The sequence below is a fragment of the Marinobacter sp. M1C genome (genome assembly GCF_023314135.1).
In the GTDB taxonomy this organism is placed as follows: Bacteria; Pseudomonadota; Gammaproteobacteria; order Pseudomonadales; family Oleiphilaceae; genus Marinobacter.
Genome location: NZ_CP092289.1, coordinates 3,990,407 through 4,004,155, shown reverse-complemented (window position 1 = coordinate 4,004,155; position 13,749 = coordinate 3,990,407). Strand labels below are relative to the sequence as shown.

13 protein-coding genes are annotated in these 13,749 nt (G+C 53.8%); 3 read left to right on the top strand and 10 right to left on the bottom strand.

Going from position 1 to position 13,749, the window contains the following annotated elements; genetic code table 11:
• Positions 1-79 precede the first annotated feature (79 nt).
• From MIH19_RS18870 to hpaH, 10 genes are all read right to left on the bottom strand, one after another.
• Positions 80-1,981, bottom strand: a complete 1,902-nt coding sequence (locus MIH19_RS18870) for an FAD-binding monooxygenase (protein WP_249006321.1) — start codon at positions 1,979-1,981, stop codon at positions 80-82.
• Positions 1,982-2,252: 271 nt separating this feature from the next.
• Positions 2,253-3,449, bottom strand: a complete 1,197-nt coding sequence (locus tag MIH19_RS18865; RefSeq protein ID WP_249006320.1) for a multidrug effflux MFS transporter — start codon at positions 3,447-3,449, stop codon at positions 2,253-2,255.
• Positions 3,450-3,524: 75 nt separating this feature from the next.
• Positions 3,525-4,955, bottom strand: a complete 1,431-nt coding sequence (locus MIH19_RS18860; protein ID WP_249006319.1) for an aldehyde dehydrogenase family protein — start codon at positions 4,953-4,955, stop codon at positions 3,525-3,527.
• A gap of 219 nt (positions 4,956-5,174) precedes the next feature.
• Positions 5,175-5,597, bottom strand: a complete 423-nt coding sequence (gene hpaR, locus MIH19_RS18855) for a homoprotocatechuate degradation operon regulator HpaR (protein ID WP_249006318.1) — start codon at positions 5,595-5,597, stop codon at positions 5,175-5,177.
• A gap of 105 nt (positions 5,598-5,702) precedes the next feature.
• Positions 5,703-6,665: a 4-hydroxyphenylacetate catabolism regulatory protein HpaA gene (gene hpaA / locus MIH19_RS18850; protein ID WP_249006317.1), complete on the bottom strand. Its 963-nt coding sequence runs from the start codon at positions 6,663-6,665 to the stop codon at positions 5,703-5,705.
• Positions 6,666-6,683: 18 nt separating this feature from the next.
• A complete protein-coding gene (gene hpaE, locus MIH19_RS18845) occupies positions 6,684-8,219 on the bottom strand; it encodes a 5-carboxymethyl-2-hydroxymuconate semialdehyde dehydrogenase (protein WP_249006316.1) in 1,536 nt (511 codons plus the stop codon).
• Positions 8,220-8,237: 18 nt separating this feature from the next.
• The gene (locus MIH19_RS18840; protein WP_249006315.1) at positions 8,238-9,020 is read right to left on the bottom strand and encodes a fumarylacetoacetate hydrolase family protein; all 783 of its coding nucleotides are present in this window, start codon (positions 9,018-9,020) and stop codon (positions 8,238-8,240) included.
• A gap of 3 nt (positions 9,021-9,023) precedes the next feature.
• The gene (locus MIH19_RS18835; RefSeq protein WP_249006314.1) at positions 9,024-9,692 is read right to left on the bottom strand and encodes a fumarylacetoacetate hydrolase family protein; all 669 of its coding nucleotides are present in this window, start codon (positions 9,690-9,692) and stop codon (positions 9,024-9,026) included.
• 30 nt (positions 9,693-9,722) lie between these two features.
• The gene (hpaI, locus tag MIH19_RS18830) at positions 9,723-10,529 is read right to left on the bottom strand and encodes a 4-hydroxy-2-oxoheptanedioate aldolase (RefSeq protein WP_249006313.1); all 807 of its coding nucleotides are present in this window, start codon (positions 10,527-10,529) and stop codon (positions 9,723-9,725) included.
• A 23-nt stretch (positions 10,530-10,552) separates the two neighbouring features.
• Entirely contained in the window at positions 10,553-11,356 is an 804-nt protein-coding gene (gene hpaH / locus MIH19_RS18825) for a 2-oxo-hept-4-ene-1,7-dioate hydratase (protein ID WP_249006312.1), read from the bottom strand.
• Between the two features lie 194 nt (positions 11,357-11,550).
• Here hpaH and MIH19_RS18820 point away from each other — a divergent pair, with 194 nt between their 5' ends.
• From MIH19_RS18820 to MIH19_RS18810, 3 genes are all read left to right on the top strand, one after another.
• On the top strand, positions 11,551-12,048 hold the full coding sequence (locus MIH19_RS18820; RefSeq protein WP_249006311.1) for a 5-carboxymethyl-2-hydroxymuconate Delta-isomerase: 498 nt from the start codon (positions 11,551-11,553) through the stop codon (positions 12,046-12,048).
• A 121-nt stretch (positions 12,049-12,169) separates the two neighbouring features.
• A complete protein-coding gene (locus MIH19_RS18815; protein WP_249006310.1) occupies positions 12,170-13,207 on the top strand; it encodes a TRAP transporter substrate-binding protein in 1,038 nt (345 codons plus the stop codon).
• A 4-nt stretch (positions 13,208-13,211) separates the two neighbouring features.
• Positions 13,212-13,736 (top strand): TRAP transporter small permease, encoded by a 525-nt coding sequence (locus MIH19_RS18810; RefSeq protein ID WP_249006309.1) that lies wholly within the window; start codon positions 13,212-13,214, stop codon positions 13,734-13,736.
• Positions 13,737-13,749: the final 13 nt, after the last annotated feature.

Here is a 13,749-nt window from a genome sequence, read left to right as displayed (position 1 = left end):
AGGTTTTCCTCTTTTATTGTTTCTGTTTCTGTTTCGAATCCCTATCCCAGCTGATGCTTACCATCGTTAGGCGAGGGCATCATCGGTCGCGGCGGCTTAGGGCTCCGTCAAAGAAAGTGGCAAGTTCGTCAATGTCCGCAAGAGAAAGCACTTGTGAAACATAATGGTCGGGTCGCACCACCACCACGGCCCCTTCTTTGTCGATGCCGCGCTCTTCAAAAATGTTGACGGCTGGGTCAACGGCATACACTTTCTCATAGTCGGTCAGGTGGAATGGGCCGACTTTCGGAGCAAAAATGGCCGGCACCGATGGGCCGAATTCGACTTCACCATAGGGCTGTTGATAAATGACCTTGATGTCGAACAGGCTGTCAGGGTCAGAACCCTCGGGGGTATATTTCACCACCGGCGAGTCAGGTGAGTTAAGCATCCACTCCGCCCAGGCAGCTACGCGGGAATCTGTACCGGGGCGCGCACTGTCGGCGAAGGCGTAGATCCGCCAGCGTCCATCGGCCGTCGCATGGTGTCCCAGATGAACCTTATTACCGTCGCAAACTCGCATTACAAAGGCCGATTTAAAGCGTTTGCCAACTGGGAAGCCGGTGGCCAGACTCTGCTGTTTTGTAGTGCCCGTGATCATCGACGCCTGATACTCGGTCATGAAGCCGGCTGGAAATTCTGCGGTTCTGAGATAAAAATCCGCGAGTTCTTGGGGGGTTTCGAACTCCTCGGCGGGCTTGGCCATCAAAGACGACCATTCGCGGTCAAAATCAATCAGATTCTGCGCAACAACCTGGCGTTCACTTGAATAGGTGTCGAGCAGCGATTCGGGCGCAATGCCTGAAAGCACATGGCCCAGCTTCCAGGCGATGTTCCAACCGTCTTGCATGGACACGTTCATCCCCTGACCTGCTTTGGCACTATGTGTGTGGCAGGCGTCACCGGTGATGAAGACCCGTGGAGCCCGCGAGCCTTCCTCGCCGGGCGGCACGTCATCGAATTTGTCGGTCACCCGGTGGCCAACTTCGTAGACCGTGTGCCAGGCGCAATCCTTTACATCTACAGTGTAGGGATGCAGGATCTGGTTTGCCTTGGCGATCGTGGATTCCAGAGTAGTCTGGCGTACCTGACGGTTGTCATCCTTAGCGACTTCGCCGAGATCGACATACAGCCGAACCAGGTGACCTCCTTCGCGAGGAATGAGCAAAATACTGCCACCGGCTGATGACTGAATAGCGCACTTGGTGCGAATGTCCGGGAAGTCGGTGTCGACCAGCACATCCATAACACCCCAGGCATGATTCGCTGCCGCGCCTATATGCTTGCGGCCAATCGATTCACGAACGCGGCTGCGCGCGCCATCGCAACCGACAACGTATTTCGCTTTTACCGTAAATTCCTCGCCGTCTTTATCGCCCGCGGTATGGCGTAGTGTTGCCTTGACGGGATAGTCGTCGCCGTTGTGAATCGTCAGCTCAATGAATTCAAGACCCTGATCGGCGATTAGTCGGGCGGGGGCGTTTTTAGCGAATTCGGCGAAGTAATCGAGAACCCTGGCCTGGTTGACGATTAAATGGGGAAACTCGCTGATTTCACCGTTGGCATCATCCAGCACTACCGAGGAGCGGGTAATGTTCGCGGGATTATCTGCGTCTGGGGCCCAAAAGGCCATCTCGGAAATGCGGTAGGCCTCTGCGGTGATTCTTCCGGCAAAACCAAACGCCTGGAATGTTTCCACGCTGCGTGCCTGGATGCCATCGGCTTGGCCGATTTCAAGTCGCCCGGGGCGTCTTTCGATCAGTCGGGTGGTAATATCTGGGAACTTCGCCAACTGAGCGGCGGTAATGACGCCGGCAGGACCGCCGCCGACGATAAGAACGTCGACAACGTCCGGTAGCGTCCCGGGGCGATTAATTCCTGTACCGGAAGCTTCTTCGATTCTCGGGTCACTGGATACGTAGCCATGATGGTGAAACTGCATCGTTGCTTCTCCTTTATTGTTGTCTGAGCGCGGCTGGACGATATCGATACCGGTTTGCGCCGTTTATTATATGAATCCGCTTCTTTTGTTCGTACATGATGGCCTTTGTAGTGCTGGCTCAGGTCATAATCAGGTTTTGAATTTTTTCAAACCACAATAGAAATGATGATATATGAACCATCATTTCTATTGTGCTCAGTTAAGTGTGTGCAAGAAATGTAAAATTCTGCTTTATTGTTGCACTTTTCTGTATTTCATCCGGTGTGGGAGCTTAATCATTTGGTTTTCCTCTTTTGTCGTGTCTTCGTTGCCAGACGCTGCAATGCGCCATAAGGGCAATGATAGGCGCTAACAATATGCAACCGAATATCAATGTAATGTTATATTCCAGCATAACAGGCACCAATTGGGCGATGGCGGCGCCGGTTATCAGCTGAATAAAGCCCATCAACCCTGATGCAGTTCCGGCTGAGCTGTCGCTGCTATTAATGGCTGCCGACTGAGCGTTGGGCTGGCTCAGGCCGCGACCAAATATCAGTAACGCCATTGGCAGAAATAAGCCGGCAAAACTGAGTTGATTGACAACAGAAACGCCTGCCAGCAAAGCCGCTCCGAGCAGTGAAAGCAGGTTGCCGCTGAGTATCATCTGGTCGACGCTAAGCAAGTGTGTCAGGCGCGTTGACAGAAAACTTCCTACCACGAAGGCTAGAGATACAATTAGAAACCAGCTTCCGAATTGGGCCGAATTGCCTCCCAATTGCCCTGTCACAATGTAAGGGCTGCTGCTAACAAACAAATAGAAAGCCGCGGCCACTGCTGTGGTAGACAGCACATACCCCAGATATTGCTTAGAGTTTAGTACGGTACGATACCGCTTAAGAATGTTGCCAAGGCGAAGGCTGTCACTGCGGATATGGATGGTTTCAGGCAACTTACGCAAAGCCACCAGCCAGATCAGGGCACCCGCGAAAACAGATAGATAAAATATAGAGTTCCATCCGCTCCAAAGGTTTAAATAGCCGCCAATGGCAGGTGCGATCGCCTGAGCAATGGCGATGGCCATGACCACATAACCCAACCGGCCAGCTGCGCCCTGCCGACCATGCACATCAAGAATAATGGCTCGAACCAGTGCCATGCAGGCGCTGCCACCGAGCGCCTGTAGAACGCGACCCGCAATCAGCATATCGACGCCGTCAGCCGATGCGGCAAACAGGCTGCCAACTGTGTGCAGGCCAAGGCCGGTCAGCAGCACAGGCCGGCGACCGAAATAGTCTGCCAACGGCCCGGCAACTAATTGGCCGATGGCCAGTGTCAGAAGATAGAAGGTAAAAGTCAGTTGAATAGTGGCGACATCCACATTCAGCGCAGCCGCTGCATCTGGCATTGCTGGCACGAAAGCGTTCAGGGCCAGCGGGCTGGCCATAGCAATCAGTGCCAGCAGAGCAATTGACGGTGTTGCTTTCAACGTGTTTCGGCCCGGTCATGCAATCGGTGTAGCCCTGGAGCCTTGTTGGGGCATTAAAGTTAAACCGGATAGCGTTTAGTTGGGGTTGCGGATAACCAAAAGGCGCAGTTCAGTCATGTCTTCAATCGCGTAGCGAATGCCTTCACGACCCAGACCGCTGTCTTTCACGCCGCCGTATGGCATGTGGTCTACGCGCCAGGACGGAACGTCGCCAATTACCACACCGCCAACTTCCAATTCGTCCCACGCCTTCTGGATTTTATAAATATCACGGGTAAAGATACCGGCCTGAAGACCAAAGTCAGAATTGTTCACTTCCTTTAACGCGGCGTCGAAGTCGCTGAACCTGGACAAAATGGCGACTGGGCCGAAGGCTTCCCGGGTGTTCAGGTTTTGCCTTGAACCCACGTTCTCCATCAATGTTGCCTGCAACATGGCGCCGTTACGGTCGCCGCCCGCCAGAACACTGGCGCCAGATTCTTTGGCTTCGAGTACCCAGTCATGCAGTCGGGTTGCTTCTTTTTCGGAGATCATTGGGCCGATGAAAGTGCTTTCGTTTTTCGGGTCGCCGTGTATCAGAGCTTTTACCGCAACGGTAAGCTTTTCGCGCACTTCATCGTAGTGCTTCTCGTGCACCATAATACGTTGCACGCTAATGCAGCTCTGACCTGACTGGTAGTACGCGCCGAACACGATGCGCGAGACGGCATCGTCGATATCCGTACCTTCATCTATAACGCAGGCAGCGTTGCCGCCCAACTCCAGGACCACAGGCTTCTTGCCGGCTTTGGCCTTCAATTTCCAACCCACATCGGGAGAGCCGGTGAAGCTCAGGAGTTTCAAGCGCTCATCGGTTGTGAACAGATCGGCGCCGTCGCGATGGCAAGGCAAGATGGAGAATGCTCCCTTGGGCAGATCTGTTTCAGCCAGTACTTCACCGATAATGATTGCACCAATTGGGGTCAGGCTTGCCGGTTTCAGAATGAAAGGACAGCCTGCTGCGATGGCTGGTGCAACTTTGTGTGCGGCCAAGTTCAGCGGGAAATTGAACGGTGAAATAAAAGAACAGACACCGATTGGCACGCGCTTCCACATACCGGTGTAACCCTCGGCACGGGGGTTGATGTCCATGGGAATAACTTCACCGCCGATGCGGACAGATTCTTCGGCCGCAATACGGAAAGTGTCGATCAGGCGCGTGACTTCACCGCGTGAATCCTTGATAGGCTTGCCGGCTTCAACGCAAAGCGCAACTGCAAGCTCTTCGGCACGCTCTTCGAATCGCCTGACACAGTGGTTCAGGATCGCTTGGCGCTTGTAGGCTGGGAGCTTGCGCATCGGCTCAGCTGCGGCGTCAGCCGCTGCGATTGCCCGGTCGATCGCTTCGGCATCTGCTATGGCGACACGGGTTGCAACTTCACCAGTGAACTTGTCATACACCACCAGATCCTGGTTCGGTGTCAAGGCTTCGTTAGCCAAATAGTAGGGGTAGGATGTTTGCAGCATGAGATGGGTCTCCGCCTACTTGAATGTTGGATTATCGTTTTGCGTCTTGTCTGCGCTCAGAACGGCGTAGAATGTTTGTAAAATATGTCATCCGTTCTGATTAACAGCCGAGCTCAAAATTAAGTTAATATATTAACTAATAGTAGTTAACATATTAATTAAAGTCAACGGCTGCCAGAGCAGTTGCCTCCTAACGATAGATCGGATTATCAGAGGGAGTCAGGGTTTTATTTGGCAGAGCTGATCTAGCAGATCTGCCAGCTGCCGCATATTCTTCTGGGAGAACTGCTCGGTGACTTTTGCGTAACGGGCTTCCAGTGCCGGACTAACACTGTCAAACATTTGCCTGGCCTTGTCGGTCAGACTAATCAGCACGCGGCGCTGGTCCTCTGGTGAGCGGCGACGATAAATATAGTCCTGCTGTTCGAGTCGGCTGATAATGCCGGTCAGGCTAGGGCTGAGGATGCAGCACAATTCAGCGAGCTGCTTTGATTCCAGTTCACCATGCTCGACCAGTGCGCGAATGACACGCCATTGCTGCTCAGTAAGCGGAATCGATTGCAGCAGCGGTCGGAAGAAGCTCATAGTTACTTCACGCGCCTTGAGCAACTTCAGAGGTAAGGAGTCATCATATTTACGCATCAATGGTTCACTTTTTGGTGTTCGTGTCGGTCGCTGTAGTCCGTTCTGCGAAGCGAGCGAAATTATACTGATCAGGCTTGTTAGCAGCAACCGGACGTGCCGCGCCTATTGCTGTTGGCGGCGGTAGCGCTGTGCAGTGGAGTTTGTGTGGCGTTTGAAAAAGCGAGAAAAGTAGGCCGGGTCAGAGAAACCAAGCTGGTAACAGATATCGTTACTGGAAAGGGTGCTGAAGATTAGCAGCCGTTTGGTTTCCTGAATAATACGGTCGTGGATCAGTTTCTTCGGCGAGCGATTGGATACGTGCTGGCATATCTGGTGCAACCGGCTCTCAGAGATACCTAGCCGGCAGGTGTATTCCGGCAGGTGCCAGTGTTGGCGGTAGTGCTCTTCGATCAAATCGGAGAAGCGACGAAAAATCTGCAGGTCATCGTTGTTGACAGTTGTACTCTCTGCCTCCTTTTTAGACAGACGGCTAATCTGAATTAAGAGCAGGCGTACCAGTGCGTGCAGGGCTAGTCGTTGGGCTGGGTGCTTCCGCAACCACTCGATCTTTAGATTGTTAAAGGTCTGAGTAATCGGTGGCCACTGCGCCCGTTGCTCAAGTTCCAGATCGGCTTGCACAATGCAGATGCCGTGATTCAACTCTGTGTCCATCTCTTGCTGCAGGCCATCTTTCAGGAGCTGCCACACAATGGACTGGTGAATGGTTAAGACGTGGCCGCAGGCATCGGATCTGGTCAGAAAAGAGTGGGGTACAGAAGGCGGCGTCAAAATCAGGCTGGGGCCAGGAACATGGTAGACCTTGTCATCAATATGGAAGCTGATCTCGCCGCGGTCAATGTAATGAATCTGAAGGTATTGGGCGTGACGGTGCACAGGCATATCACGACCAAAAAAAACTGCCAGATTTTCCAGAGCATCGTAGTGAATGGGCGCGTCGATATAGCGTCGGTCGTAATCCTGCCCCAGGACTATGTTGGGAATCCATTCGCTGTGATTGGAGGCGCTCATAGCACGATTGTAACAGACAGGGCAGGCGGCCATGCCAGCACCAAAAGGTGCTGGCATGGCCTGTAGCAGCAACGCTTAGCGTTTGCCAAGAGTCGGAACACGGTGAGTACCATGCGCGATGCAGATGTTCTTGGTTTCCATGTAGAAATCGAAGCTCCAATCACCGCCGTCACGGCCTATGCCGGACATCTTGATACCGCCGAACGGAGACGGCAAATTACGGTTATTTTCAGAATTCACCCATAACATGCCGGCCTGAACGTGCCTGGCCATGCGCATGGCGCGGCCGGTATTTTCCGTCCAGATGTAGCCAGACAGGCCGTACTGGGTGTCATTGGCAATCTTAACAGCCTCTTCTTCGGTGTCGAAGGTAATGGTCGTCAGTACCGGGCCAAAGATTTCTTCCTGGGCGATGCGCATCTGATTGCTGGCACCGGTAAACAGGGTTGGCTCAACGTAGTTCCCTTTCGGGTTCAGTTCTGGCGTTGCTTCGGTAACGCGCCGGCCACCGACGGCGATCCTGGCGCCGTCTTGTTTGGCAATGTCGAAGTAGCTCAGAACCTTGTTGAAGTGTTCGGTGGCCACTAATGGTCCCACTTCGGTTTCCGGATCCAGCGAATGGCCCACGCGCAGATTACGCACGCGTTGTTCCAGCGCGGCGACGAACTTGTCACGAATGCCGCTTTGAATTATGAGGCGACTTGATGATGTGCAGCGCTGCCCATTCAGGCTGTAAATCATGAACACAACGGCATCCAGTGCACGTTCAAAATCAGCGTCGTCAAAAACGATAACCGGATTCTTTCCGCCCAACTCAAAGTGCATGCGTTTCAGGGTTTCTGCACCCTGACGCATAATGTGCGATCCGGTAGCGGTTTCGCCTACCAGAGCGACCGCTTTGATGGCCGGATGTTCGGTGAGACGTTTGCCGGCGTCTTCACCGAAGCCGTTGACCATATTCCACACGCCTTTAGGCAGGACTTCATTTGCGATCTCGGCCAGAATATAAGCGCTCAACGGGGTCAGTTCTGCTGGTTTGTGCACCACCGTACAGCCTGCCGCCAGTGCCGGAGCGATTTTCCAGGTGGACAACATGAACGGCGTGTTCCACGGAGTAATGATGCCAACCGGGCCAATGGCTCTGCGGATGGTGAAGTTGGTGTGCTCATCCTGATGCAGAGCCAGTCCGTTCTGCGCTTCGGTGGCCTTGTCGGCGAAGAAGCGGAAGTTAGCCGCGCCACGCAGGGCGGCCTGCTTCATAAAGCGGATCGCCTGACCGCAGTCCATAGATTCGACCAGTGCGATTTCGTCAGCGCGCTCAACGAGGCGGTCAGCAAATTCGTGCAGCATCCTTTTACGTTCGGCACCGGGTAAGTTGGTCCACGCTTCAAAGGCGTTTTCAGCCGCTTCACAGGCTGCATCCATGTCGGCCACGGAGCCTGCCATTATCTTGCCAATGCTGCTGTTGTCGGTAGGAGTAAGGTTATCGTATTCACGACCGCCGTTACCCAGAGTAAATTCACCGTTGATGTAGTGCCCGGTGGTGGTATTTTTGAAGCGCTCCAGATACTGCTGCGCGCGCTCCAGGTTGGTTGCCAGTGTATCGCTCATAGTCTTCTCCTGAAGCTCTTAGTAATTGTCGCCGTAATATTCCTGCTCGGAAACGATCTTCGTTTCGAGTGAGCAGATGTTCTCAATGCTGCAAGCCACGGTGTCGCCCGGCTGCATGTCAGCTACACCGTGGGGTGTGCCGGTTGCAATCATATCGCCCGGATTTAAGGTCATGATCTTGCTGAGATATTCGATTAGAAACGGTATGTCAAAGATCATATCTTTGGTCGAGCCGTCCTGCGTGATCCTGCCATTCACTTCGGTTAACAGGCGCAGATTGTTGGCGTCAGGGACGTCGGCGGTATCGACAATCCAGGGGCCCATCGGCAGCAACGAATCGCGGCTCTTCACGCGTAAATTCGGGCGATAGTAGTTTTCCAGATAGTCGCGGATGGCGAAGTCATTACACACCGTGTAGCCGGCCACGTAGTCCAGAGCGTCTTCACGCTTGATGTTCTTGCCGGTTTTGCCGATCACCGCAACCAGTTCACACTCGTAGTGCTGGTAATCAATGCCGTCTGGGCGGTAGCTGATCTGCTTGTGACCGGTCAGTGTGTTGGCGTGCTTGATGAATACCAGCGGTTCTTTTGGTGGTTCAAACGCCAGTTCCGTAGCGTGGTCGGCGTAGTTCAGGCCAAGTGCAAAGATAGTGCCCGGCTGCTTTACCGGCGGCAGCCAGGTGAATTTGTCGGAATTCAGTGCCACGTCCAGTGCTTCACCTCCGGTGGTGGTGATCTTGTCGTTTGCATCGATGCTGATGTCTAGTTCACGACCGTCCAAAATAATGCGTGCGTGTCTCATGGCTCAGGCCCCTCCCAATGTATTGTTCAGGGTGCCGACACCCTCGATGCTTGCTTCAACTTTGTCGCCTTTATTGACCGCAACACGATCACCGGCGAATCCGACGGCGATGATTTCGCCGGCCTGCAGAGTCATAATGCGCGAGATAATGCTGATAAGCCCGGCAACGCTGCGCTCCATGTTGACCATGTCAAAAGTGCTCTTGCGCTCGCCGTTGACGCTGACAGTTACCGTCAGGGCATCCGGGTTGGCAACTTTGCCGGTGGCAACAACGTCAGGGCCAACCGGTGCGGACGTGTCGAGGCACTTGCCTTTGATATCGGGGCGGTAGTAGTTCTGCTCCGGCAGGGAGTAGTCAGCGACGATGGTGTAACCGCCAACGTAATCCAGTGCTTCTGTTGCAGACACACGGCAGGTTTCTTTGCTAATCACTACGCCCAGGCTGGCACCTACGGCCATTTCAGCAACGTCGTTGCCGTCAAAATCTTTTGCCCACTCAACCACGGCACCTTCGGTGCTCCAGGTGTTATGGGGCTTGTAATAAAGCACCGGCTGAGTCGGCGGCTTATTATAAGGGGCTTCGTTGAATGCCCCTTCCAGAGCAGCCAGCTGAGCTTTGTCGTTCAGTGCGACGCAGACCAGCTTGCTATTAACTAAAGTCTTCGCAGTCATTGTTAACCTTCTCGTGTTGATGGCAGGCGATCAGTAACCGGCCTGAGGTTTTTCATCTTCAACCGGGGCGCCGTGTTTGAAGCGCTGCGCCAGCTTGCGGGTTTCATTAGCCAGAATCATGGTGTCTACGCCGACACCAACGAAGTGAGCACCCTGTTGCACATAGCTCTCCGCCAGCGACGGATCGAGGCAGAGCAGGCCGGCATATTTACCGGCGTCGCGAATCTTGTTCAGGCCGGCGTTGATCGTTTTGACTACCACCGGGTTGCCCGCGTCGCCAACGTAGCCCATAGACGCAGACAAATCGGACGGGCCGATAAATACGCCGTCTACGCCGTCCACTTGCAGTATGGCGTCCAGATTTTCCATCGCGCTGACGGTCTCTACCTGAACAATCAGGCAGATCTCGCTATTGGCTTTTGTCAGATAATCCGATACCTGATTCCAGCGCGCGGCGCGGGCTAATGAGGTGCCCAGACCGCGGATGCCTTGCGGCGGGTAACGCACGGCTTGTACCAGTTGGGCTGCCTGTTCGGCGGTCTCGACCATGGGCACCAGCAAGGTTTGCACACCAATATCCAGCAGCTGCTTGAGCAGGGCGGTGTTGCCCTCGACGCAGCGCACAATGGGTGCGGTGTCGTAAGGGGCAATTGCCTGCAGGTGAGACATGATGGTACGCAGGTCAAACGGGGCGTGTTCACCGTCGATCAACAGCCAGTCGAAACCGGCCAGGGCGGCAATTTCAGCGGCGCTGTTATCCGGCAGGCCAAGCCAGAGGCCGTACTGGGTGTTGCCGGTGGCCAATCCCTGCTTGAAGCGGTTTTTTGGCAGCTCCATGATAGTCTCCTGTACGCTTGGGCTTATTCGAAGTTCAGGGTTACGCCACCCAGCGAACCGAAGTCAGCGTGGACGGTATCGCCCGCTTTGACCGGAACCGGGCGGATGAAAGAGCCAGACAGGATCACCTGGCCTGGCTCAAGACCAATATTGTGTGGAGCAAAACGCTTGCAGACCCAGGTTATCCCTTTTAACGGGTTGCCCAGCACGCCACCGGCCAGACCAGTCTCCTCAATTTGACCGTTCAGATACAGCATGCAGCCGGCCCAGCGCAGGTCGATATCCATCGGTTTGACTGGTCGGCCACCCATGACGATACCGGCATTAGCTGCGTTGTCGGAAATGGTGTCGTACACCTTGCGAGTGTAGCCTGTCTTTGGATCGGTACGCAGGCAGCGCGCGGCGATCAGTTCCAGCGAAGGAATGACATAGTCGGTCGCGTTGATAACATCAAAGATGGTGACATTTGCACCGAACAATGGCTTTTTCATTACAAACGCTAGTTCTACTTCGATGCGGGGATCAAGAAAATCGGACGCTTTTAAGGTGGCACCGTCTTCGAACAGCATGTCATCGAGCAGCACACCGTAATCGGGTTGGTCAATGTTGGACGACACCTGCATTGCACGCGACGTCAAACCAATTTTATAACCGATCACTTTGCGGCCATCTTCTATTTTGCGGTCTACCCAGGCTTTCTGCACGGAGTAGGCGTCTGCCATGTCCATTTCGGGATACTCCAGGGTCAGCGCCGGGATCTGCCTGCGATTCACTTCTGCTTCGTACAAGCGATCGGCGGCAATCTTGATCTGCTCATTTGTCAACATGCTTGATGGCACCTTTGATAGTCCGTTGCGGTTCACTGGCTGTGCGTGGAATCGTGCGCGGCCATATCGGTTGGCGCAGATTGAATAAGATCCATTTTAGTTAACATATTAAGTAAGTCAAGAGCAGACATCTGAACTAGAGTTACGATCGTGTGTGGGCATTGCACAGGAAAGTGTTGCAATGGCTATACGTATTGACAACACTTAACATGTTAAGTATATTTCTCGCTATTAACACCTTGCCCATATTCGCCGGATTGTTCCGGGGCAAGGACTCAAATCAATCGCTCAGGAGAGTGCTGACGATGCCGCATTTTATAGTTGAATACTCGGGTAACCTGCATGACCGTCTGGATTTTCAGCCGTTATTCAGAGGATTGCATGAATATGTGGTGTCAACCGGTGCTTTCCCGCTTGGCGGTGTGCGCAGCCGTGCAATCCGCTGCAACGATTTTCGGGTGGCTGATGGTCGTGATAATTTCGCGTTCCTGAATCTGAACCTTAAGATCGGACACGGTCGCGATATGACTCTTAAACAGGAAGTCGCTAAGCAGGTATTCAAGATTCTGTGTGACTGGATGCAACCGATCACTGATGAAGGTTATGTACAAATCTCTTTCGAGATGACGGAGCTAGATCCGGTGTTGAAGTTCAACAAAAACAACATTCATGCCCTGTTCTCAAATAACTGACGGGAGTGTGTACGGTTGGGCGCTGCAAGACCTGTAGTGGCAGCGCCAGGAAGGTTTGCGGGTCTTCCCGGGCCGCGGCCGAGCAAGTAATAATTACAAAACTATCAGGAGATAGGCCGTTATGACAAAAACAAAACTCTTTACCAAAGCCGCCATCCTTTCATTGGGGCTGGCGATATCCGGCAGCGCTTTCGCCGCCACGACGTTGCACGTCGGGACCTGGCTGCCGCCGACCAACCCACAGAATGCCGTGGTCTGGCCGACTTGGGCCAAATGGGTCGAAGAGGCAACGGAAGGACGGGTTAAGGTTGAAATCGAACACGATTTGGGCCACCCGAAAACCATGTTCCAGCTGGTAGAGGACGGTGTCGTCAACGCCGGATTCAGTTACCACGGTTACGTTCCGGGCCGTTTCGAGTTGCCCCAGATTGTGGAATTGCCGGGCCTGGGTGTAGGAGCCGAGGCGGCTTCCGTGGCACTCTGGCGGGTGTATAACAAGTACTTCATGGACTCCGGCGAGTTTGTAGGCCTGACCCTCATTGGCATGTTTACCCATGGTCCGGGCCATATCCATTCCATTGATCCAATCACCTCCTTCGATCAGATAAAGGGCAAGAAGATTCGTATTGGTGGTGGCGTCCAGACCGATCTTGGCAAGCGAATGGACGTGACCCCGGTTTCAGCGCCAGCCCCAGAAGTCTATCAAATGATGCAGCAGGGAATGATTGATGGTGCCTTCCTCCCCATGGGTGAGCAGAAGACCCTGCGTCTCAAAGAAGTGGCGCCCAACGTCACCATGCTCCCTGGAGGCATGTATCTCGGTAGTTTTTCCATGTTCATCGATCCATACTTCCTAGAAAAGCTGGACCCCAAGGATCGCGATGCGATCATGAGCGTATCGGGTGAAAAACTCTCCGCCCTGGCCGGACGCGCTTGGGATAGTATTGATGACGAGGGCCTGAAGGCCGCGCAGGAAGCCGGCGTCAACATCATCCGGGTTAAGGAAGGGGATCAGATGGCGCAGGACTTCCAGAAGCTGATTCAGGGCATGGACGAACAGTGGATCCAGAACGTGTCTGATCGTGCTCCGAATGCCCAACAGGCGCTCAAAGAGCTGCGGACCGTTGCTCGAGAGTATGAGCGTGAGCACCAGGAGTAACCACATGTCTCTCGCTACTCTCGCTACATGGGTTAACAGGCATTACAGCGAGAAGGGACCAGCCAAGTGGCTGGTCTTCCTTCTGGAGGTTGTAGCAGCGTCAGTTCTCTTCCTGCTTATGTTGACTACCTGCCTGGACGTGGCCGGTCGCTATCTCTTCAACAGCCCCGTTCCCGGGGCCACTGAGCTCATCCGACTCGGCCTTGCCCTGATGGTATTCACGGCGATGCCGGTTATCACTTATCGGGGTGGGCATATCGTGGTGGATCTGCTCGATAATGTGCTGGGGCAAACGGTGTTAAAGGTTCTCGGACTGGTTTCGGCCGTGATTATTTCCTCTTCGATGTATTTCCTTGGGGTACGGATCTTTGAGCTTGGCGAGAGATCGATCCGGCGTGGTGTTGTGACGGAATTTCTCGGCATGCCCAGTGGTTATATTTCCGAGTACATCGCCATTATGAGTTGGCTGACCGCCGCCGGAATGATAACGCTCGGCGTTTATCGCATGCTGTCCAATCCTCACAAATAAACCAATCAGGTAC